The 21,955-nt window shown below is 59.4% G+C and carries 21 protein-coding genes; 15 read left to right on the top strand and 6 right to left on the bottom strand.

Annotated features, from left to right (window positions below; genetic code table 11):
- The first annotated feature begins 114 nt into the window (after window positions 1-114).
- Window positions 115-978: an aldo/keto reductase gene (locus tag LF252_RS07275; protein WP_226268915.1), complete on the top strand. Its 864-nt coding sequence runs from the start codon at window positions 115-117 to the stop codon at window positions 976-978.
- 159 nt (window positions 979-1,137) lie between these two features.
- Window positions 1,138-1,569: a DUF1810 domain-containing protein gene (locus tag LF252_RS07280; protein WP_226268916.1), complete on the top strand. Its 432-nt coding sequence runs from the start codon at window positions 1,138-1,140 to the stop codon at window positions 1,567-1,569.
- Window positions 1,570-1,673: 104 nt separating this feature from the next.
- Here LF252_RS07280 and mgrA read toward each other — a convergent pair whose 3' ends face one another.
- A complete protein-coding gene (gene mgrA, locus LF252_RS07285) occupies window positions 1,674-2,666 on the bottom strand; it encodes an L-glyceraldehyde 3-phosphate reductase (RefSeq protein WP_226268917.1) in 993 nt (330 codons plus the stop codon).
- Between the two features lie 152 nt (window positions 2,667-2,818).
- On the opposite strand from mgrA, the gene LF252_RS07290 reads away from it, so the two are divergent.
- From LF252_RS07290 to LF252_RS07320, 7 genes are all read left to right on the top strand, one after another.
- Window positions 2,819-3,688 carry a helix-turn-helix domain-containing protein gene (locus LF252_RS07290; RefSeq protein WP_226268918.1) on the top strand — a complete coding sequence of 290 codons (870 nt, stop codon included), beginning with the start codon at window positions 2,819-2,821 and terminating at the stop codon, window positions 3,686-3,688.
- Between the two features lie 74 nt (window positions 3,689-3,762).
- Window positions 3,763-4,125 (top strand): hypothetical protein, encoded by a 363-nt coding sequence (locus tag LF252_RS07295; protein WP_226268919.1) that lies wholly within the window; start codon window positions 3,763-3,765, stop codon window positions 4,123-4,125.
- A gap of 234 nt (window positions 4,126-4,359) precedes the next feature.
- On the top strand, window positions 4,360-5,220 hold the full coding sequence (locus tag LF252_RS07300; protein ID WP_226268920.1) for an SDR family oxidoreductase: 861 nt from the start codon (window positions 4,360-4,362) through the stop codon (window positions 5,218-5,220).
- A gap of 141 nt (window positions 5,221-5,361) precedes the next feature.
- Window positions 5,362-5,736, top strand: a complete 375-nt coding sequence (locus LF252_RS07305; protein ID WP_226268921.1) for a VOC family protein — start codon at window positions 5,362-5,364, stop codon at window positions 5,734-5,736.
- A 152-nt stretch (window positions 5,737-5,888) separates the two neighbouring features.
- The gene (locus LF252_RS07310; protein ID WP_226268922.1) at window positions 5,889-6,377 is read left to right on the top strand and encodes a cupin domain-containing protein; all 489 of its coding nucleotides are present in this window, start codon (window positions 5,889-5,891) and stop codon (window positions 6,375-6,377) included.
- An 86-nt stretch (window positions 6,378-6,463) separates the two neighbouring features.
- Complete coding sequence (locus LF252_RS07315; protein WP_226268923.1) at window positions 6,464-6,736, top strand: DUF7710 domain-containing protein; 273 nt, start codon at window positions 6,464-6,466, stop codon at window positions 6,734-6,736.
- 185 nt (window positions 6,737-6,921) lie between these two features.
- Window positions 6,922-7,200 (top strand): hypothetical protein, encoded by a 279-nt coding sequence (locus LF252_RS07320; RefSeq protein ID WP_226268924.1) that lies wholly within the window; start codon window positions 6,922-6,924, stop codon window positions 7,198-7,200.
- Window positions 7,201-7,357: 157 nt separating this feature from the next.
- Here LF252_RS07320 and LF252_RS07325 read toward each other — a convergent pair whose 3' ends face one another.
- From LF252_RS07325 to LF252_RS07335, 3 genes are read right to left on the bottom strand one after another with little or no spacing between them, the layout of a single operon-like run.
- The gene (locus tag LF252_RS07325; protein WP_226268925.1) at window positions 7,358-9,715 is read right to left on the bottom strand and encodes an ABC transporter permease; all 2,358 of its coding nucleotides are present in this window, start codon (window positions 9,713-9,715) and stop codon (window positions 7,358-7,360) included.
- A gap of 20 nt (window positions 9,716-9,735) precedes the next feature.
- Window positions 9,736-10,419: an ABC transporter ATP-binding protein gene (locus tag LF252_RS07330; protein ID WP_226268926.1), complete on the bottom strand. Its 684-nt coding sequence runs from the start codon at window positions 10,417-10,419 to the stop codon at window positions 9,736-9,738.
- A gap of 39 nt (window positions 10,420-10,458) precedes the next feature.
- The gene (locus LF252_RS07335) at window positions 10,459-11,718 is read right to left on the bottom strand and encodes an efflux RND transporter periplasmic adaptor subunit (protein ID WP_226268927.1); all 1,260 of its coding nucleotides are present in this window, start codon (window positions 11,716-11,718) and stop codon (window positions 10,459-10,461) included.
- A gap of 303 nt (window positions 11,719-12,021) precedes the next feature.
- Between LF252_RS07335 and LF252_RS07340 the strand changes: the two genes are divergently transcribed.
- The 6 genes from LF252_RS07340 to LF252_RS07365 all read left to right on the top strand — a co-directional run bounded on the left by LF252_RS07340 (window position 12,022) and on the right by LF252_RS07365 (window position 19,515).
- Window positions 12,022-13,395 carry a sigma-54-dependent transcriptional regulator gene (locus tag LF252_RS07340; RefSeq protein ID WP_226268928.1) on the top strand — a complete coding sequence of 458 codons (1,374 nt, stop codon included), beginning with the start codon at window positions 12,022-12,024 and terminating at the stop codon, window positions 13,393-13,395.
- Window positions 13,385-14,740 (top strand): sensor histidine kinase, encoded by a 1,356-nt coding sequence (locus LF252_RS07345; RefSeq protein WP_226268929.1) that lies wholly within the window; start codon window positions 13,385-13,387, stop codon window positions 14,738-14,740. The genes LF252_RS07340 and LF252_RS07345 overlap by 11 nt, the downstream gene beginning before the upstream one ends.
- Window positions 14,741-14,850: 110 nt before the next feature.
- The gene (locus tag LF252_RS07350) at window positions 14,851-15,513 is read left to right on the top strand and encodes a hypothetical protein (RefSeq protein ID WP_226268930.1); all 663 of its coding nucleotides are present in this window, start codon (window positions 14,851-14,853) and stop codon (window positions 15,511-15,513) included.
- Window positions 15,514-15,706: 193 nt separating this feature from the next.
- Window positions 15,707-17,686 (top strand): AAA domain-containing protein, encoded by a 1,980-nt coding sequence (locus LF252_RS07355; protein WP_226268931.1) that lies wholly within the window; start codon window positions 15,707-15,709, stop codon window positions 17,684-17,686.
- Window positions 17,687-17,899: 213 nt separating this feature from the next.
- Window positions 17,900-18,820 carry an isoaspartyl peptidase/L-asparaginase family protein gene (locus tag LF252_RS07360; protein WP_226268932.1) on the top strand — a complete coding sequence of 307 codons (921 nt, stop codon included), beginning with the start codon at window positions 17,900-17,902 and terminating at the stop codon, window positions 18,818-18,820.
- 179 nt (window positions 18,821-18,999) lie between these two features.
- A complete protein-coding gene (locus LF252_RS07365) occupies window positions 19,000-19,515 on the top strand; it encodes an FKBP-type peptidyl-prolyl cis-trans isomerase (protein ID WP_226268933.1) in 516 nt (171 codons plus the stop codon).
- A 243-nt stretch (window positions 19,516-19,758) separates the two neighbouring features.
- On the opposite strand, the gene LF252_RS07370 is transcribed toward LF252_RS07365, so the two are convergent.
- On the bottom strand, window positions 19,759-20,820 hold the full coding sequence (locus LF252_RS07370; protein ID WP_226268934.1) for an aldo/keto reductase: 1,062 nt from the start codon (window positions 20,818-20,820) through the stop codon (window positions 19,759-19,761).
- Between the two features lie 219 nt (window positions 20,821-21,039).
- Complete coding sequence (locus tag LF252_RS07375) at window positions 21,040-21,951, bottom strand: helix-turn-helix domain-containing protein (protein WP_226268935.1); 912 nt, start codon at window positions 21,949-21,951, stop codon at window positions 21,040-21,042.
- Between the last annotated feature and the right edge of the window lie 4 nt (window positions 21,952-21,955).

Raw genomic sequence — 21,955 nt, forward strand, 5'->3', positions numbered from 1 at the left:
AGTCGTTGTAAAGCCACAACGGAGGAGTTTGAGACTTTTGGCAGGTTCAGCGGTTATCTACCATGGGCATCTTCGGAAAGCCCGGGCGTACCTCTCACCTCCTACCTCCCTTCCATGACGACTACCAACAGCACCTCTCCCGCCAAAACCTTCACCCTGGGCAACGACCTAACCGTGAACCGCATGGGCTACGGCGCCATGCGCATCACCGGCGAGGGTATCTGGGGCCCACCCCAGGACCACGCCGAATCTATCCGGGTGTTGCGGCGCGCCGTGGAGCTGGGCATCAACTTCATTGACACCGCCGACAGCTACGGCCCGAACGTATCGGAGGAGCTCATTGCCGAGGCCCTGCACCCTTACCCGGCTGGCCTGGTCATTGGCACCAAGGGCGGACTACTGCGCACCGGCCCCAATCAGTGGCCCATTGATGCCAGCCCCAAACACCTGCGCGAAGCCCTGGAAGGCAGCCTAAAGCGCCTGAAACTGGAACAAATCGACCTGTACCAACTCCACCGCGTTGACCCGAACGTGCCGTTCGAGCAGACCCTGGAGTTTCTGCAGCAAGCCCAACAGCAAGGCAAAATCAAGCACATCGGCCTCTCTGAAGTAACTGTGGAACAGATTCAGCAGGCCCAGCAAGTGGTGCCGGTGGTATCGGTGCAGAACATGTACAGCGTGGACAACCGCAAGTGGGAAGATGAACTAACCTACTGCGAACAAAACGGTCTGGCCTTCATTCCATGGTATCCGCTGGCTGGCGGCAACCAGGAGGCCCTCAGCAAACTCACCGAAATCGGGCAGCGCCACAACGCCAGCACTCAGCAGGTGGCCCTGGCCTGGCTACTGCACCGCTCCCCCAACATCCTGCTGATTCCGGGTACATCCAACGTAAAGCACTTGGAAGAAAACGTGCAAGCCACATCCATTCAGCTTACTGCGGAAGATATGGAAGCCTTGAACAAACTAGGCAAGTAACTTTCGCTTATTGATTTTGATAGAACGGTCATTCCGAGCGAAGCCGAGGACTCTCGCGTGCTGACGTGAGGATTACAACCACAACGTCAGCACGCGAGAGTCCTCGGCTTCGCTCGGAATGACGTTCTAGGTTTGTTCCGACGCTAAACCTTCTCCACTATGCCCCAGCCACCTAACCTGCAACGTTTCCTCGACGCCCAGCAGCGCGACTACGCTACCGCCCTGGGCGAAATCAAGGGCGGGCGTAAGCGCAGCCATTGGATGTGGTACATTTTCCCGCAGGTGCAGGGGCTGGGTTACAGCGAAACGGCCCGGTTTTACGCCATTCAAAGCCAACAAGAGGCCCAGGCCTACCTGCAACACCCGGTACTGGGGCCACGCCTGCAGGAAATCAGCGCGGCGCTGCTGACTTTGGAAAGCAACGACGCCACCCGCATCATGGGCAGCCCGGATGATGTAAAATTGAAGTCGTCGATGACGCTTTTTGCCGCGCTGGAAAACACCAACCCGGTTTTTCAGCGGGTGCTGGATAAGTTTTTCGACAGTGAGCAGGACACAAAAACACTACAAATTCTGAGGCAGAATCCGTAGCAACCAACGCCATAATACCACCTGTCATTCCGAACGAAGGGAGGAATCTGGATTAACTGTTTGCAGGCTAACTCAGATTCCTCCCTTCGTTCGGAATGACAGGTTTAGGGCTTCAACACCGCTTCAATCTGCGCCAATTCTTCGGCGCTGAATTGCAGGTTGTCCAGGCAGCGCAGCGAATCGGTGAGTTGCTCAGGCTTGCTAGCCCCGATGAGCACGGAAGTAATCCGCTCGTCGCGCAGAATCCAGTTTAGGGCCATTTGAGCCAGACTTTGGCCGCGCTGCTGGGCTAGCTCATTCAGCTGCTGCACTTGCCGCAGGCGCTCAGGCGTAAGCTGGGTTTCGGTGAGGAAGCCTACCCCTTTGGCCACGCGTGAATCCTCGGGAATACCGTGCAGGTACTTGTTGGTGAGCAGGCCCTGGGCCAGGGGTGAAAACGGGATGCAGCCCACGCCTTCCTCGCCCAGTAAGTCCAGCAAGCCATCTTCCACCCAGCGCTCAAACATGGAGTATTTGGGCTGGTGAATCAGGCAGGGCGTACCCAGCTCCCGCAGAATCCGGATGGCCTCGGCGGCTTCCCGGGGCTGGTAGTTGCTAATGCCCACGTACAGCGCCTTGCCCTGGCGCACCACGTGGTCGAGGGCCAACATGGTTTCCTCCAGGGGCGTATCCGGGTCGGGGCGGTGGGAGTAGAAGATATCCACGTAGTCCAGCCGCATGCGCCGGAGGCTCTGGTCGAGGCTGGAGATGAGGTATTTGCGGGAACCCCACTCGCCGTAGGGACCTTCCCACATGTGGTAGCCGGCCTTGGTGGAGATGATCAGTTCGTCGCGGTAGCCCCGGAAATCTTCTTTCAGGATGCGGCCAAAGTTGGTTTCGGCCGAGCCGGGCGGGGGGCCGTAGTTGTTGGCCAAATCGAAGTGGGTGACGCCACTGTCGAAGGCGCGGTGCAGGATGGCCCGGAAGTTCTGGAGCACGTCCACGTCGCCGAAGTTGTGCCAGAGGCCTAAGGACACGGCCGGCAGTTTCAGGCCGCTGCGCCCGCAGCGGCGGTAAGGCATATCGGCGTAGCGACCGGGGTTGGGTTGGTAGGGCATGTTGGGAAGGAAGTTGAATTGGAGCCGTAAGTACGCAGGAAGCCCCGGAAAGCAAGCTCAGCCGCAGCCATTTTTCGCCTGGCCTCCCTTACTTTTCCGGTGTTTTACCTCATACGTGGCCCTATTTCTACCTCTGTCTTCCTTCACTAACCATGAGTACTCTGATTCCTACCTACCGGCTGCAGGAGTTTTCTCATTCCGGCGCCGCCTCGGCAGAGGTGTTTTTTCTGGATGAACACTCCCACACCACCGGGCCGCCCCTGGGCGTGCCGTACCGGGGCAATTACTACAAAATCGGGATGTGCCTGCGCGGCACGGCGGAGCTAAAAGCCAACCTGGAAACCTACCGCATCGAGCCGGGCAGCCTGATGCTCATCACTCCCCACATTATCAAGGAGTGGACCTCCTTCTCCGCTGACCACGACAGCCTATCGGTCTTTTTCACGCCCGAGTTCATCACCACCCGCAACCATATTCCGGTCGACAATTTCCAGTTCCTGGAGACAATTGCCCACCACGTACTGCCCCTCCCGGCGGCCGAGGCAGCCAGCATTACTGCTTCCATGCGCCTGTTGCAGCAGAAATTTCAGGCCCCGCACCCCTACCGCAACCAGGTTATCAAGAGCCTCATCAACAGCCTGCTCTACGAAGTGGTGGGCCTCTACGATCAGCAACACGCGGCATTGCAAGCCACCCAGACGCGCAGTCAGCAGCTCACCGCTGAGTTCAAGTGGCTGGTAAACACACACTGTACCACTGAGCGGAGCGTGCAGTTCTACGCCGGCCGCCTCTGCATCACGCCCAAGCACCTCACCGAAACCGTGAAGCAGACCACCGGCAAAACCGCCGGCGAGTGGATTGAGGAGGCCGTAATGCTGGAAGCCAAAGCTCTGCTGCAACACGGGCAGCTCACCGTTGCCCAGGTAGCCGACCTATTGCACTTCGCCGACCAATCCGCCTTCAGCCGGTTTTTCCGCAACAGCCTCGGCCTTTCGCCCACTGCCTTCAAGCAGACCGGATAGGATTTTGAGGAAAAACCTTCGTGTTAGGCTTTTTGTAGCGCCTTCGTACTTATAGTTTCACTAAATCAGTAGTCATGTCGACTTACCTCTCTATGCCGGAATTAGTAGCCCGAATTCATCTTGGCAATGAGGTTGAACAATGGCTTTCACATGAGAAGAATGTAGAATATACCTTGATAAGGTGGTTGGTAATTGGCAGAGAAAAAGGCCGAATTGCCGTTACCTATCATGAGTCGCTCGATGAAGGTGATGAAGATTCTAGTGATGTCTACGAATTTTCAGCGCTTGACCCAGAAAACACTCCGTATGGCGTCACACATGGGTTTGACTCAGTAGAGAAAGCGCTTGATTTCGCTACTACAACTTATGGAGCCTCAAATAATAAATTCGTGGCGGGTGGGATGATTCAGGAAGAGTACGTTAAGAATCTGCTGTAAGTAGATTAGCCCTGATACCTCAACGAAGCGGGAGAGATACTTGGGCTTAGTTGTTGCTACTTGTACTCACCAGCAATACTCTTTCCGCCTTATTGCCCAATCTTCCCGCCTTTTGGCTATAGGTACGAGGCCGCCGGCCGGCCACCTTTGCAGCACCTGCTTCCCGCCATTCTTAGAGGAAGCCGGAATCGGTGTCGGCGCTGGCCGCTTTTGTATCCTAACCCATCTAGCAGTATGATTCTAATAACCGGCGCTACCGGCCACATTGGCGCGGCCGTACTCAACCAACTCCTGCGAATTGCCGCTCCCGGCCAAGTGGCTGGTTTGGTGCGCGACGAAGCCAAAGCTGCCCGCCTCAAGGCGCAGGGCGTGCAACTCCGGGTGGGCGACTACCGCGACCCGGCCTCTCTGGAGCGCGCCATGCAAGGCATTAGCAAGGTGCTCCTGGTTTCCGGCGGGGCCGACGAGGATGGCCTACAACAGCATTACAACGTAGTAGATGCCGCCAAAAAAGCCGGCGTAAGCTGCCTGGCTTATACCGGCCGGGCCCTGCATAATCCTGCCACCCTGGCCAATGAACTGATGATGCGCCACTTCCAGACGGAGGACTACATTCGGGCCAGCGGCGTGCCCTACATCCTGTTTCGTAATATTCTGTACATGGATACGCTGCCGCAGTTTGTGGGGCCGCAGGTATTGGAGCAGGGCATTCAGCTGCCGGCCGGGCCGGGCCGCGTGGCGTTTGCCCTCCGCCAGGAAATGGGCGAGGCCATTGCCAACGTGCTGGCCGACAGCCGCTGCGACAACCGCATCTTCACCTTCACTGGTACCACCACCTATTCATTCGCCGATGTTGCCGCGGCTCTCAGCGAGTTATCGGGCCGGAAAGTGGAGTACACGCCCATCGAGGAAGCGGCGTTTGCCGCGCGGCTGCAGGCCCAAGGACTACCCCCTGCAGTAATTCAGCGCATCAGTGGCTTCCTCATCGACATTAAAAACGGGCAGGAAGCAACTGTCAGTGCTGACCTGGCCGACTGGCTGGGGCGCCCGCCTACTCCGCTGAAAGCAGGTGTACAAGGTATTTTCAACTTGTAGACCCCATTTTCGAAGCAAGCCTGACGTGTTGGTTGGGCTTGTTTGCGTTTGGGGAATGGGCTGGAATGGCTGATAAGCTCCATATTGCCGCGCAATAATCTACGCCTACACTGCCGCAACTCCTTCCACTCCCGACGAAAGATGATGTCCCCACAAATCCGCTCCCTCCGCCCCTTTATTGGGTCCAAAGATTTTGCGGTTTCGCGCCGCTTCTATAGCGCCTTTGGCTTCACCGAAACGGTAATAACCCCAGCCATGTCCCTGTTTACGATGGAAGGTGTGAGTTTCTACCTGCAGAATTACTACGCGGCTGAGTGGGTAGATAATACCATGCTGTTTCTGGAAGTGGAAGATGTGGAGCAATACTGGCAGCAGCTGACGGCCCTGGACCTGCCCGGCCAATTTCCCGGCGTGAAACTGCTGCCTATCCGGCACGAGGATTGGGGCAAAGAATGCTTCGTGCACGACCCCTCCGGCGTACTCTGGCACATCGGCGAGTTTAATAAAGGGCAATAAGCCTGTAAACGCCTAAACCGTCATGCTGAGCTTGTCGAAGCATCACTACCGCTTTGCCTGAAGATTGCTCAACGAAGCGGTAGTGATGCTTCGACAAGCTCAGCATGACCGATCGTAGAGTTAATACTGACTTTCCGAATAGAAATCCACCCATGCCTGCCCAAGACATTATTCGTGACCTGCAACTGCTGCCCCACCCCGAGGGCGGCTACTACCGGGAAACCTACCGCTCCGCTCAAACCCTAACTACCGCCGAGGGCCAGTCCCGCAGCGTCAGTACGGCCATCTACTACCTGCTCGAAAACGAGGACAAATCCCACTTCCACCGCATCAAGTCCGATGAGTTGTGGTTTTTTCACCAGGGCCAGGCGCTGGAAATCGTCCTGCTTACTCCTGGCCAGCCCACCCGCCTCACTCTCGGCCCCGACTTTGCCGCGGGTGAGCTGCCCCAGGCCGTTATTCCGGCGGGCGTGTGGTTTGCGGCCCAAGTAAAGCACCGCCCTGGCTACGGCCTCGTCAGCTGCACCGTGGCCCCCGGCTTCGATTTCGCCGATTTTGAACTGGCTGAACGGGCCGCGCTGCTGCAGGAGTTTCCGCAGGCCGCGGAGGTGGTGGAGCAGTTTACGAAGGCGGCACAGTAGTGCCGTTATGCTGAGCTTGCTGAAGCATCTCTGCCGCTTCGTTGAATACTCGGCAAACCATTGACAAGCACTACATCTTCTCCTGTATGAACGAGGTTTGGGTATTCCACGGAGCCGGCAGCCGTTTCACCAGCGGCGTATTCACATACCGACAACAAGCTGAAGAGTTCATTCAGCAGTATCAGCTGAGTGGTATACTGACCAAACATCCTTTAGGAATCAGCGCCTACGATTGGGCTCAACAACAAGAACTCTTTCAGCCAACCAAGCCAGAACAATACTCTACGGGCTTCATCCAGCGTTTCACATCGACCAGCCAGGAGCATTATCATTATGGGGATGGGAAGCATGATACATAACAAAGCTCTGCTGAAGCGCTATTGGATTGAATTCGCAAACACCGCCGGAGGCTGCGGGAATGCTTACGGCATAACTGCCTATACACTTGAGGATGCATTGTCCATTCTCCAGAAGAAGGTATTTCGAGGTGCTTCTATGCCTAGTGTGGTGCGCTTCATTGAGAATGTTGACGTTAGCACCCTTGATGCCAGCCATGTTCTTCCGAACATGGCTTCTGCATTTTGGCGAGGCATCTGGTACCCGCAAGGTTTTCAGGAAAGTCTATGAGGACTGCCTGCTCATTTGCGAAGCGGCCACGGCCATTGTACTGATGCAGGACTGCATGACCCGCTTCCAGAATCATGGCGGCACAACTGCGTTACCTTATGTCGAACTTGAATTCAAAGATGAAGCAGCAGCCCGACAGCGGGTCGCAGGCATCCTGCATTATGTATCCAAAAGTAGAGGTAACCATTTACGATGAGCAGATGCACTACAGAACAATGTTACCAACCGCTGACTGATCAACGGCTCATTCCCAAATTTCTTCCGACCTCGGCCACCTTTTTCTGGCTTTAAACTAAGCGAGCGGGCGCATGGCTTTTAGCAGTTCAGAGCGCCCAGCCATCTTGTTTTGCCCGTTACTCCGTTCGCAAACTTAGCACGGGGTTGCGGCGGGCGGCTCGCCAGGCCTGCACGCTCACCGTAAGCCAGGCCACGAGCAGGGCACCCATACCAGCTGCGGCGAAGTACCACCACTGCCATGCCACGCGGTAGGCAAAGCCTTCCAGCCACCGCTGCATCAGCAGGTAGCTCAGGGGCAGTGCCAGGATGATGGCTACGACAACTAGCCAGGTTAGGCTGCTGGTCAACAGCCACACGATGCCCAGTTCGCTCGCCCCCAAGGCCTTGCGGATACCGATTTCCTTGCGCCGCCGCTCGGCCGTGAAGGCCGCCAGCCCCAGCAGGCCCAGGGCGGAAATGAGAATGGCCAGCCCGGCAAAGTAGCGGGCAAGCATCGCCACCCGCCGCTCGGCCACGTACTGGGCCTGGTAGTCATCATCCAGAAACGTGTAATCAAGCGCGAAGCCGGGGTTGTAGGCGGCGTATAGTTGCTGAAGCCGCGCAATGGTGGCCTGCTCCTCCTGAGGCTGAATCTTTACCAGGACCGTGTTAATTTGGGGGTCGAGCTTGAGCAGCAGGGGTTTGATTTTTTCGTGCAGGGACTCGTAGTGGAAGTCGCGGACCACGCCCACAATGCGGGCACCGCCGAGTTGCTGGCCCACGGGGTCCGGCATCCCCAGGCCGGCCACCAGGGTTTGGTTGACGAGGATGGCGGCGCTGTCGGCACGAAACTGCGGCGCAAAGCTGCGGCCGGCTACCAGGTGCAGGCCCATCGTTTCCACCAGGTCGTAGTTGACTAGCATCGTTGCTACGGGCAGGCTCTTATCCCGCCAGCTCATCTCCGTGACGTAGCGCCCCCCAAAGAAGCCGCCCAATACGCTGGACGCCTGCACGACGCCGGGCAACTCCTTCACTTCGGCTAGAAAGGCCTTCTGCTGGCGCGCCGCCTTACCGCCCGTATCAAAACGAAGCACGTGCGCTTTGTCGTAGCCCAGCGACTGGTGCTGCACAAACGCGAGCTGGGCATTAACCACCACCACGGCCACAATGAACAGCACCGAAAGCGTGAATTGCAGCACCACCAAGCCCTGCCGCGTCCAGACGTCGCCGGCCTTGGTCGGCAGCTTGCCTTTCAGCACGGCCGCCGGCTGGAACCCCGACAGGTAAAACGCGGGGTAGCTGCCCGCTAGCAGCCCCGTACCCAAGGCCAAGGCCAAGCCGGCCCCCACCAGCTGCGGCTCCCACCGCAAGGCCAGCGGCTTGCCCGTCAGCTCGCTGAACTGCGGCAGCACGAGCTGGACCAGCCCCACGGCCACGACCAGGGCTAGCAAGGCCATCACCACGGACTCGGTCAGGTATTGCCCCACCAGCGCGGCGCGGCTTGCCCCCAGCGCCTTGCGAATACCTACCTCCTTGACCCGCCGCGAGGCCTTGGCGGTGAACAGGTTCATGAAATTGATACTGGCAATGACCAGAATCAGCCCGGCAATCAGAGCAAATAGCCGCAAGTAGGTAATGCGCCCGCCGGTGGCGACGCCATTTTCGTAGGTGCCGTGCAGGTACCCGTCTGCGAACGGCCGCACGAATAGGGTGCGCCCTTGGGCCTGGGCCTGCGCGCTTTTGGTTTTCAGCAAGCCCGCCAGCTTCGCTTGAAACTGCGCGGGGTCGGCCCCCTCCTTCAGGGCCAGGTAGGTGTTGAAAGGGCCGTCGTCATCCCATTTGATGGTCTCGCTCATCTGCATCAGGTCCTTGAACGCGGCAAACGGCAGCACACAGTCAAACTGCTCCGACGAGTTGCGGGGCACTCCGGCAAACACTCCGGCCACCAGGCAGGTCTGTTTCCGGTCGGCCATCTGCCATTCCACGGCTTTGCCCAGGCTGTTCTGCGGCGACCCGAAAAGCTTAGTTGCCAGGGCTTCGGAGAGGACCACGGCGTTTTTATCCCGCAGCACCGTAGCGGGAGTGCCTACCAGCAGGGGATAGGAAAACAGCTGGAAGAAGGCTGGGTCTGCGTACTTGGGGACGGCATTTAGGTGCTGGCCGCCCGCCGCCAGCGTGAACCCGGGGAAGAACGGGACCGGCGTGGTGGTGGCCACCAGTTCAATCTCCGGCATTTCCCGCCGCAGGGCCTCGGCCAGCAGCGGCATGGTGCCAGTCTGCGTCTCGATGCCATCGGCCGTACGGCGGTTTTCCATCACCTGATACAGCCGGCCGTCCAGAGCGTGGTAACGGTCGAAGCTGTACTCGTCGCTACTCCACAGGTAAATAAGCAGCGCGCTGGCCAAGCCGGTTGAGAGGCCAATCAGGTTGATAAAAAACGTGCTTTTGAACCGCTTGAAGTTGCGGTAGATAAGTAGCAAGGGATAAGGCAGCATGGCCGAAGAGGAGGAAACGGTTAGAATTGGCTGCGGCTGTTTTCCAGCACTACCTGCCCATCGAGCAGGCGAATGACGCGCCGGGCGTACCGGGCATCGTGCTCGGAGTGCGTGACCATGAGCACGGTGGTACCCGCCTCATTCAGCTCGGTGAGCAGCCCCAGCACGTCGTGGCCGCTGGCCGAGTCGAGGTTGCCGGTGGGCTCGTCGGCCAGAAGCAGCGGCGGGGCATTCACCACTGCGCGGGCCACGGCCACGCGCTGCTGCTGCCCACCCGAGAGTTGCAGCGGAAAGTGGTTGCGCCGGTGCAGCAGCTGCATTTTCTCCAGCACCTGCTCCACCCGCTGCCGCCGCTCGACGGCCCCCACGCCCAGGTAGCGCAGGGGCAGCTCCACGTTCTCAAACACCGTCAGCTCGTCAATCAGGTTGAAGCTCTGAAACACGAAGCCCAGGCTGCGCTTGCGCAGCTCGGCCCGCTGGCGCTCCGAGTAGCGGCTGGTTTCGGTGCCCAGCAGTTGCAGGCTGCCGCCGTCGGGTTCGTCGAGCAGGCCCAACAGGTTGAGCAGCGTCGATTTACCGCAGCCCGAGGGGCCCATGATGGCCACAAACTCCCCCTGCTCCACCGTCAGCGAGACGTGGTTGAGCGCCTTGGTCTGCACCTCCTCGGTGCGGTACACCTTGTCCAGGTTTTCGGTCTTAATCATGCGCAGTAGCCTTTTATGGGCAAATAGTTAGTAAAAATCCTAGGGCTGGCTATTGTCCAGCACCAGTTCCTGTTGGTCGGCGTAGCCTTCGTAGCTGGAGGTTACGACCCGGTCGCCGGGCTGCAGGCCAGCCAGCACCTCGTAATAGTCGGGGTTCTGCCGCCCTAGCCGGATGGCCACCCGCTGGGCCCGGGTGCCGTCGGCACTCAGCTTGAACGCCCAGTTGCCCACGGTTTGCTGGTAGAAGCCACCTTTGGGCAGCAGCACCGCCGGGGCCTTCGCACTCAGCGCCAGCCGGATGGAAAGGGTCTGGCCCCGCCGCAGGCCCGGTGGGGCCGCACCGGTAAAGGCCACGTCGATTTGCAGACCTTTGGCTACCTGGGCGAATATTTTGGTCACGCGCAAAGCATACGCCTGGCCGTCCACCATTACTTCGCCCACCTGACCGGCCGCAATGCGGGCAATATAAAACTCGTCCACGGCGGCGTGGAGCTTCACGCCCGCCAGCCCGTCAATCTGCCCCAGGCGCTGGCCCCGGGTTTTGGCCTCGCCCACTTCCGCGGCCAGCGAGCTGAGCCGTCCGCCGACCGGAGCCCGTAGCAGCAGGTCGTCCATCTTGCGCCGCATCAGAGCCAGATTGCTGGTCATGCGCTGCACTGATTCCTGCATGGTGCCCAATTGCTGTTGCATGGCCACCGAATCCTGGCGCAGGGTCTGCTGCGTGAGTTGCCGCCGGCGCAGCTGGTAGCGGTAGGCGTTCTGGCTTTGCAGGTAGTCCTGCCGCGCAATTACCTTCTGGTCGTAGAGCACCTGGTTGGTGTCGAACACCCTTCGGGCCTCGGCCAGTTGGAAGTCGATGTCGGCCAGCTGGTTTTGGCGCAGGATGCGGTTTTGCAGCAGTTGGTTACGGGTGTTGCGCAGGTTGTTCATCAGGTCGTACACGGCCGTTTCGCGGTTCACCATTTCCAGTTGCAGGTCGGGGTTGGCCAGCCGGAGCAACGGCTGGCCGGCCGCTAGAGTCGCGCCTTCTTCTACCAGCACCTCCTGCACGGTGCCGGCCTCCGCCGCGTCCAGGTACACGGTGTGTAAGGGCTGCACCACCCCGTCGATGGCCGTAAACTCCTGAAAGTTGCCCCGGGTGACGGGACTGATAGTCAGCCGGCTGGCCGCCACGTGCAGCCGCTGGCCCGGCCTCGGCCAGTAGAAAGTGGCCGCGCCCATACCTGCCAGCAGCACGGCCCCCAGCCACCACCAGCGGGTAATAAACGACCATTTTCGCTTTGGTATCAGGACATCCATTCAATTGGGCGCAGGCACTAATCACATAAAACTATGGACCAGCGGTGCCAAGAACGATGCCCTGCTTGCAAGCAATTGCAAATCAGCACAATGACAGGAAAGCCTACCGAATGACCGTTGTCAAACGTCCGGTTTTGATACAGTTGACCGTTCGGTTTCGATACACTCCATGCAAGCCGCTGCGCTAAGAGCAATGTGGCAGGTTGAAAACCAGTATTTTCCAAGGCCTGCACGGTTTGTGTAGCCTGAGTTGGTACGGCACCTGTTATCCCCGACTTTTACGTTTTACCAAGCCGCTTTTTCATGAATCTGAAGCACGCCCGCATCCTGGTGGTAGACGATGAGCCTGACGTGCTGTTCGCCCTCAAACTGCTACTCAAGTCGGAGGTGCAGGAAGTGGTGACGGAGCGCAACCCAGAACGGCTACTTTCTCTGCTCCGCCAGCAACACTTCGACGCCGTGCTGCTCGACATGAACTACCGTAGCGGACAGGCGACCGGCAACGAGGGTTTCTACTGGTTAAGCCGCATCCGGGAACAGAGCCCCTCCACGGCCGTACTCCTGCTCACGGCCTACGGCGACGTGCGCACGGCGGTGCGCGCCCTCAAAGCCGGCGCTACCGACTTTTTACTGAAGCCCTGGCACAACGACCAACTGCTGCAGACGCTGGCCGCCGCCCTCCAACCTACCCCCCTCAGCAAAAGCGGGGGCAGTCCGAAAAAACAAGCCGCGCCAGCCGCAGCTACTGCTCTATTGGGGGAATCAGCCCCCATGCAGGAAGTGCGCGCCATCATTGAAAGGGTCGCCCCAACGGAGGCGAACGTGCTCCTATTGGGCGAGAACGGGACCGGCAAGGAGCTGGCTGCCCGGTCCCTGCACGAGCAGTCCCGCCGCGCGGCCCGGCCTTTCGTGACCGCCGACGTGGCTGCCCTTAGCGAGGGAGTGTTTGAAAGCGAGTTGTTCGGGCATACCAAAGGCGCGTTTACAGATGCTCAGGCAAGCCGCGTGGGCCGGTTTGAGGCGGCCAGCGGGGGCACGTTGTTTCTGGATGAGATTGGCAACATCGGCCTGGCGCAGCAAGCCAAGCTGCTCACGGCCCTGCAAAACCGCCAAGTGGTGCCCGTGGGAAGCAATACCCCCGTGCCGGTGGACATCCGGCTGGTGTCGGCCACTAATGCGCCGCTGCACGCCCTGGTAGCCCGCGGGGCTTTCCGCCAGGATTTGATGTACCGCCTTAATACGGTCGAAATCATGCTGCCGCCCCTACGCGAGCGGGCCGACGATGTGGAGCTGTTGGCCCGGCACTTCGCCCAGGTATACGCCGTCCGCAACCGGCAACCCGTGCCGGAATTCAGTGGGGCCGCGCTGCGCAAGCTCCGGGAGCACGCCTGGCCCGGCAACGTGCGGGAACTGCAGCACGCCGTGGAGCGGGCCGTTATCCTGGGGAATGGCGCCACGCTGCTGCCGGCTGATTTCTCGTTTCGGAACCCCGAACCGCTGGCTGCTTCTGCGCCTACTTCGCCCGTAACTGAGAATCCGCTGCCGTTGCTGGAAGTGGAGAAAAACGCCATCCAGCAGGCTATTGAGCGCCATCAGGGCAACCTCACCAAAGCAGCTAAGGAACTAGGCCTTACCCGCACGGCCCTATACCGCCGGCTCGACAAGCATGATATGTAACCGTTTGGATATTCGCCTGCTCGGGCGGCTGGTACTATTGGTAGCCGTGCTGGCCGGAGGCGGATACGCGGCGCTGCAGCATGCCTACGGGCTGGCTTTGGGGGCCCTGGGGCTGCTGGCAGGACTGCTCCTGGAGCTGACCCGCTACTTGATGCGCGGCCAGCAGGCCCTGACCGATTTTACGCTGGCCCTGAAATACCGGGATTTTTCGCGGCAGTACCCGGCGCAGTCTGGGTCGGCGGCACTGCGGGCCCTGCACGAGGCCTTCAACCAAGCTAACGCCACGTTTCGGGAATTGCGGGCCGCGCAGGAAGGGCAGTTTCACTACCTGCAAACCATCTTGGCGCTGCTTGATACCGGTATTGTGTCCTACGACGCGACGGGCACCGTGGCCTGGGTGAATGAGGCGTTTAAGCAGACCTTGCACCTACCCTACCTGAAAAATATCCGGGCGCTGCAGTCCCGGCAGCCGGTTCTTTATGAGGCCATCTGCCGGGCCGTGCCCGGTCAGCCCGAGGTGGTGAAACTTACGGTGGACCGCCAGATGGTGCAGCTGCTCGTGTCAGCCACGCAGTTTACGCTCCGGGGTGAAGCATGTACCCTGCTGGCTTTCAAGAATGTGAGCCAGGCCCTGGCCGATACCGAAACGGCCGCCTGGCAACAACTATTACGGGTCATGACGCACGAAATCATGAATTCGGTGGCTCCCATTGCCTCGCTGGCGGATTCACTGAGCCGCCACGTGCAAAGTGACCGGCAGCACGCGGCTTCTGATGAGCTACTCGACGATGTGGGCACTGGCATTCGCATTATCCAGCAGCGCAGCGAAGGGCTGCTGCGCTTCGCCCAGGTATACCGGGACTTTAGCACCCTGGCCCCGCCCCAGCGCACCACCCTCAGCGTGCAGGAATTGCTCCAAACCACCCGGCAGCTGCTGGCGCAGCAGCTGGAAGCACAAGGCATTGACGTTACCCTCAGCGTCCGGCCCACCCACCTCGCCCTGCACGCCGACGGCCACTTACTGGAGCAGGTGCTCATCAATCTGGTGCTCAATGCGGCGCAGGCACTCGGACAAACGCCCGCCCCGCGCATCAGCCTGTGGGCCTGGCCCGATGAACAGGAACGGGTGATTATTGAGGTGCAAGACAACGGGAGCGGTATTGCGGCCGACGTGCTCGACAGCATCTTCGTTCCTTTTTTCACCACTCGCCCTCACGGCTCCGGCATTGGCCTGAGCCTGGCCAAGCAGATCATGCAACTGCACCAGGGCAACATTCAGGTTCATTCGGTACCAGAGGCGGGCAGTACGTTTCAGCTACGGTTCCCCCCTTCAGGTACATTCTAGGGCTGGCCGAGCGCGCCGCGCTGCTACGGGAGTTCCCGCAGGCGGCGGAGGTGGTAGAGCGGTTTATGTAATTTACATCCCGCTACACAAGTCACTAATTCCTGCAACCTATGCCAAACAAACTGATCCAAGAGCTAGAAGCTGTACTGCCCGAAGGAATGCACATTCCGCACCCTATTATTCAACTGTATGAATGGATTGAGAGCAAACAGCTTTATAAGGAAACAGAGAATGGCACCTACGGCTTTCTATTTCCAGAACAAGAACAACGGGAAAGCTGGACTGACATCGGCCGAAAGGGAGGAACTAATATTGAATTTGTGGCCTCAGGCAATGTCAATTTGAAATATTGGTTTGGGAAGGAGAGTGAAGAAGTAGATAGCCGGTTATGCGTTTTTGGGCAGACTGGCGCTGATGGTTCTGAATGTGCCTTGTGGCTGACGGATAGTGGTCAGACCAAAATCGTCCATTTAGGGTCTGGATCAGGCTCTATTCTAGCGTGCGTTTTGGCCGACAATGCTGTCGATTTTCTACGTCTATTAGCTATTGGTTACGACGAAATTTGCTGGCCTGAGGAATTTGCCTTTCCCCCTAATACACTAGACAAAGATTTTATAGTCGAGCCCAATACGGAGTTTCAGGAATGGGTAAAAGACACTTTTGATGTGGCTATTCCTTGGAACGCATTAGAAATTATAAAACATCCTGCAGAAACTTGGGATGCTGCGTCAGAGGATGAATTCTTCAATTGGTATAGAAAATTTACTGATTAAAGTTAGTAATAGATAGAAGCATGTGGTACACGCCAGGCAAAAACCATTAGACAAACAATAGCAACTGAAAGATTAGGCAGCTTCATACTCGACAGGCTCATATAGGCCTGCCAAAGTAAAGTTTCCTCCCGACCTTCGGCCACCTTTTCCCCGATTTCGTTGTTACCAACGATTCGAACAAGAACCCCCAAAGTTGGCTGAACAACCTACCTATACCGACCCGTACGCGCTGGAAAAAGAGCTGCGTAAGGTGCAGGCCCTCATGAAGCTCGAGCAGCAAGAGGACCTCGAACAATTCAAAATCAAAAGCGCCCAGGCCACCATTGCCGAGCGCCAGAAGCGGGGCCTCACCTGGTACCCCGTCAAAATAACCTCGGAGGATATTGGCTTCGGCGGCAAGCTGGTTGTAGAGCTGGAGCGCCAGGGCGGCGGCGGGCTGCACCTGTTTCAGGTGGGCAAAAACGCGGCCCTGTTTGGCAACATCCCCGGCCGCTCGGGCTCCGACCGGCCTACTCTCTCGGGCGTGATTACCAGCGTGAAGCGCAACAAAATCACGCTGGCCACCACCAAGGAAGACCTGCCCGATTGGGTGGATGAGGGCAAGCTGGGCGTAGACCTGACCTTCGACGAGGTGAGCTACCGCGAGATGGAGTACGCTCTGGGCAAGGTAATGGGTGCCTACGAAGGCCGCCTAGCCGAGCTGCGCGATGTGCTGCTGGGTGTCAAACCTGCCCGTTACAAACCGGAGGCTGAGGTGCAGCTTTACTACCCCTCGCCCCTCAACGACTCCCAGCTGGCCGCCGTGCGCCACGTGCTGGCGGCTCAGGATGTGGCCATCATTCACGGCCCGCCCGGCACCGGCAAAACCACCACGCTGGTGCAGGCCATTTTGGAAACCATCCGGCGGGAGCGGCGGGTGCTGGTGTGCGCCCCGAGCAATACAGCCGTGGATTTGCTCACCGAAAAGCTGGCTGAGCGGGGCGTGAACGTCATCCGCATGGGCAACCCCTCCCGGGTTTCCGACCTGCTCCTGCAGCATACGCTGGACGCGCAGATCATGGCGCACAAAAGCTACGCCGAGCTGCGCAGCATGCGCCAGACGGCCGAGCAATACCGCGAGGAGGCCGGCAAGTTCAAGCGCCACTTTGGTTGGGAGGAACGGGAACAGCGCCGCCAGCTCAAGCAGCAGGCCCACGACTTGCTGCAGGAGTCGGACCAGCTGGAGCGCTACATCACTGAGGACCTGTTGGAGCAGGTGCAGGTGATTACCTGCACGCTGGTGGGCGCCAGCAACCGGGCCATCCGCCACCTCACCTACGAAACCGTGTTCATTGACGAGGCCGCCCAGGCCCTGGAGCCGGGCTGCTGGATTCCGATAACCAAGGCCAACCGCGTGGTGCTGGCCGGCGACCATCAGCAGCTGCCGCCCACCGTGAAAAGCGAGAAGGCCGCCGCCCAGGGTCTGCGCGAAACGCTGTTCGAGAAGTGCATCAAGCGCCAGCCCGACACGGCCCGCATGCTGGAGGTGCAGTACCGCATGCACGAGCAGATTATGGAGTTCAGTTCGGAGCAGTTCTACGAGGGCCGCCTGCAAGCCGCGCCCACCGTGGCCCACGCCGATTTGCCCGCCTACGACCTGCGTTTCGCCCCGGACATGGCGGTGGAGTTCCTGGATACAGCCGGCTTCGGTTTTCAGGAATTGACTATTGAGGAAAGCCGTTCCACCGCCAACCCCGAGGAGGCCGACCTACTACTCAAACGCCTGGCCCAACTGCTGGAGCCCTACGACCCCGCCGACCACACCGACGACCTGCTCACCATCGGCGTCATTGCCCCCTACCGCGCCCAAATCAACTACCTCAAGGATGCCATTGAGGAGAATGACGAGCTGGTGGGTCTGCTGGAACACCGCATGCTCAGCGTCGGCACCGTGGATGCCTTTCAGGGTCAGGAGCGTGACATCATTGCTATCAGCCTTACCCGTAGCAACCCCCAGGGCGAAATCGGCTTCCTCTCCGACATCCGCCGCATGAACGTGGGCATGACCCGGGCCCGCCGCAAGCTTCTGCTCGTCGGCGACTCCAGCACCCTGGGCGCCCACCCCTTCTACAAAGCCTTCCTTGACTACGTGGAAAGCATTGGCGCCTACCGCACCGCCTGGGAGTTGCAATGAGGTGAGGTGGTGAAATGGTGAGTTTGATGTTCAGATGGCGCAAGTCTGCACAAGCGGCGCAAATAGAACGTCAAACTCACCATTTCACCACCTCACCATCTCACCCCCTCCGTATTTCTACCCACGGCCCGTACTAACACGGAAAAGCCCGGTTCCTTGGAACGGGGCTTTTTTTTGTGCGTACCACGCCCACCAACCTTTCCCACTTTTGCTATGAAAACCTACGCTATTGTCATCCACGGCGGGGCCGTAACCATGGACCCCAGCGAGCTAACTCCAGAAGACGAGCAAGCCCAGCGCGAAGGCCTCGCCGCGGCGCTGCAGGCTGGCTGGGAGGTATTGCACCGCGGGGGCGCAGCCCTGGATGCCGTGGAAGCCGCCGTGCGCAGCCTCGAAGACAACGAGCATTTCAACGCCGGCCGGGGCTGCAGCCTCAACAAGCAGGGCGAAGTGCAGATGGACGCCGCCATCATGGATGGCCGCACCCTGCGGGCCGGGGCCGTGGATACCGTGCGCTACGTAAAAAACCCCATCAGCCTGGCTCGACGGGTACTGGAGAAGTGCCCGCATGTGTATATGTCATCAGATGGGGCGCTGGAGTTTGCCTTACAGCACGGGGAGCAGATAGAAGCCGTGCACTACTTCGAAACCGATAAGGCCCGGAAGGAGTGGCTGGAAATCATGCAGGATGAAGAAAAAACGCCGCAAAAGGATACCGTGGGCGCCGTAGCCCTCGACCAGGACGGCAACTTAGCCGTGGCCACCAGCACGGGCGGCATTGAGGGCCAGCTGAAGGGCCGGGTGGGCGACAGTCCGGTGCTGGGCGGGGGCACCTACGCCGCCAACGAAGCCTGCGCCGTCTCCTGCACCGGCGACGGGGAGGTAATTCTGCGGGGCGCGTTGGCCCACGAAGTGTACGCCCTGGTGAAGTACAAAGGCCTCACCGCCCCCGAAGCCTGCCGCGAAGCCCTCCACCTGCGCGAAGCCGATTTGAAGGGCGATAAAGGGTTTATTGCCATTGATAAGGACGGTAACGTGGCCCTGGAAACCAACTGCAACATCATGCGGCGGGCGTACCGGGTGGGCGAAGCCGAACCTTTTGTGGCCATCTGGCGGGACGAAACGCCCGGGTAACGGTTAGTACCAGATACGGAGCACTACCCGCACTGCCTCAGGCAAGGAACTCCGCTAACCAGCGTCACTAAAACGGAGTATCTACTTGGCATGCGGCCGGAATTACGGGCCATTTCCGTAACTAGCCATTCAAATCATTTCCCAACCCCAGCCTGGACTAGCAGCGTCCATCCTACCCCATGACTCAAATCAGCGAAAACAAAGTCGTTACCATCACCTACGATCTGAGCGTAACGGACGAGAATCAGGAGAAAGTACTGGTTGAATCGGCCGAGGAAGATGCGCCGATGGTGTTTCTGTTCGGCATGAGTGGCCTGCCCGACGAGTTTGAGCGCCAGCTCAGCGGCAAACAGCCCGGCGACTCGTTCACTTTCTCCCTCACCCCCGAGCAAGCCTACGGCGACTACGACCAGCAGGCCGTGGTGGAAATCCCCAAAAACGTATTTGAAATTGACGGGCAGATTGACGAGGAAATGCTGCAAGTCGGCAACTTCCTGCCCATGGCCGACAACCAGGGCCACCACATGCAAGGCAAAGTGGTGGAAATCGGCGACTCGGGGGTGAAAATGGACTTCAACCACCCCCTGGCCGGCATGGTGATGCACTTCGACGGTAAAGTAGAAGCCGTGCGCGACGCCACCCGCGAGGAGCTGGACCACGGCCACGTACATGGCGAAGGCGGCCACCACCACTAAGCCGATGGTACGCTCCAATAAAAACCCGCCGCCTGCACAGGCGGCGGGTTTTTTGTTTTAGAAAGTCATTGAAAGTCTTGAAAAACCCAAAAGCATGTCATTCCGAGCGTAGCCGAGGAATCTCGCGTGCTGAGGTTGCAACGGTAATCCTGACATCAGCACGCGAGATTCCTCGGCTGCGCTCGGAATGACAGTTGATAGTACACCATCGACAGAACTAGTGGCCTAGGTTTTGCCTCAGCCTTACTGCCACCCTTGCACCGACGTTCCGCCGAAAATACCCTTCTGGATAGCCGGGGTGAAGATACCGTAGGGAAAAACCGGCGTCAGGGCGCTGGCTTCGTTGAGTTGCTGCAGATGCGCGGGGTTCAGGTGTAGGTCGAGGGCGGCGAGGTTATCCTGCAGCTGCGTGAGCTTGCTGGCCCCCAGAATAACGGAGCTGATGCCGGGCTGGGCCAGCACCCAGGCCAGGGCAACCTGCGCGGCGGGGCGGTTCAGTTCCCGGGCTACCTCCTGCACCACCGCCAGCACCAGCCAGTTGTGCTCTGTGAACTTGCTGTCCTGGAACGGGTTGGGTCCGCTCAGCCGGCCTTCGCCGCTGGCTTTGGCCCCGGAGCCACTCGCCCGCTGGTATTTGCCGGCCAGAAACCCGGCTGCCAACGGGCTCCAGGGCGTAATGCCCAGCCCACACTCCCGGGCGGCAGGTACGTGCTCCTGCTCAATGTGGCGCTCCACCAAGGAGTATTCCAGCTGCATGGCAATGGGCCCCGGCACGTGGTGGGCAGCGGCCAGCGTAGCGGCTTTGGTGGCGTACCAGGCCGGCACATCCGAGAAGGCGAAGTAGCGGATTTTGCCCGCCCGCACCAGGTCGCCGAGGGTTTGGAGCACTTCCTCCACTGGTGTTACCATATCCCACACGTGCAGCCAGTACAGGTCCACGTAGTCGGTTTGAAGGCGGCGCAGGGAGGCGTCCAGGGCCTGATGGATGTTTTTGCGGCCGTTGCCACCAGCGTGAGGATTACCCGCCTCACCACTGTGAAAGGCGAATTTGGTGGCCAGCACCAGCCGGTCGCGCAGGCCACCGGCGGCCACGTACTGGCCCACCAGCTCCTCGCTGCGGCCCTTGGCGTACACGTTGGCCGTGTCGATGAAATTTCCCCCGGCTTCCACATACGCCCGGAAGATGGCCGCCGATTCTTCATCCGAAGAACCCCAACGTGGGGTGCCAAACGTCATGGTGCCCAGGGCCATGGGGCTAACTACCAGACCGGAGCGGCCCAGGGTACGATACTCGGTCAGATGCATAGTAAAATGGAATAATGAATGGTTCAGGAAAAGAACGCCCCGCTGAACGCAGCCGGAGGTGTAGTCGAAGTAGCCGACGTGCTGAGGTTAAACAAGAACGTCATGTTGAGCGCAGCCGAAGCATCTCTACCTCTGGGCTAACCCAATAAATACAACGAAGCGGTAGAGATGCTTCGGCTGCGCTCAGCATGACGTTCATTATCAGCCCCTACCCTATTCCTACTGCGCCGACAGCCGGAAAGCGGCCGGGGTGAGGCCGGTTTTGTTTTTGAACAACCGGGTGAAATACTGCGGGTACTCGAAGCCCAGTTGGTAAGCGGTTTCGTTGATAGATTGAGAAGTGCCGAGCAGCAGCACTTTGGCCTTCTCGATAAGGGCTTGGTGGATGTGCTGCTGGGTGTTCTGGCCGGTGAGAGTGCGCAGCATGTCGCTGAGGTAGGCCGGCGACACGTGCAGGGCATCGGCGAAGTGCTGCACGGTGGGTAGCGGCTGCTCCTTATCCTCCGCAAAATACCCGCGCAGCAGTTCCTCGAAGCGGGTGAGCAGGTCGTGCTCGGCGGGGCGGCGGGTGAGGAACTGGCGGTGGTAGAAACGGTTGGCGTAGCTGAGCAGCACCTCCAGCTGAGCTACCAGCACATCCTGGCTAAACTCGTCGATGGGTTGGGCGTGCTCCCGCCGCAGCACGTCCAGCACACCATCCAACAGCTGCTCCTCCCGCTCCGAGAGGTGTAGGGCCTCGTGTACCTGGTAGGAAAAGAACCCGTAGCCGGCAATTTTGCTACCCAGCGGGTACTTGTGCAGCAAATCGGGGTGAAATACCAGCATCCAGCCGCTCAGCTCCGATACGTCGATGGACTCGTTGTTTTCGCAGAGCTGCCCTGGCGCGTAAAACGCCAGCACGCCCTCATTGAAATCGTACGAGCGGTGCCCGTATTGAATCCGGCCCTTCAGGTTCTTCTTGAGGGCAATGATGTAGAGCTGCCGCAGGGCCGGCCCCACCACCGGCGGGTGGCGGTGCTGCGCCAAGTCGATAACCGTGAGCAGCGGATGCGCCGGGGCCGGAAACCCAAAATGGTCGGTAAAGTCACTGACCGAGGCCAGGAGGCGGAAAGGCGGGGCGGCAGGTTTCATGGGC

Source organism: Hymenobacter pini (assembly GCF_020421205.1).
GTDB lineage: Bacteria > Bacteroidota > Bacteroidia > Cytophagales > Hymenobacteraceae > Hymenobacter > Hymenobacter pini.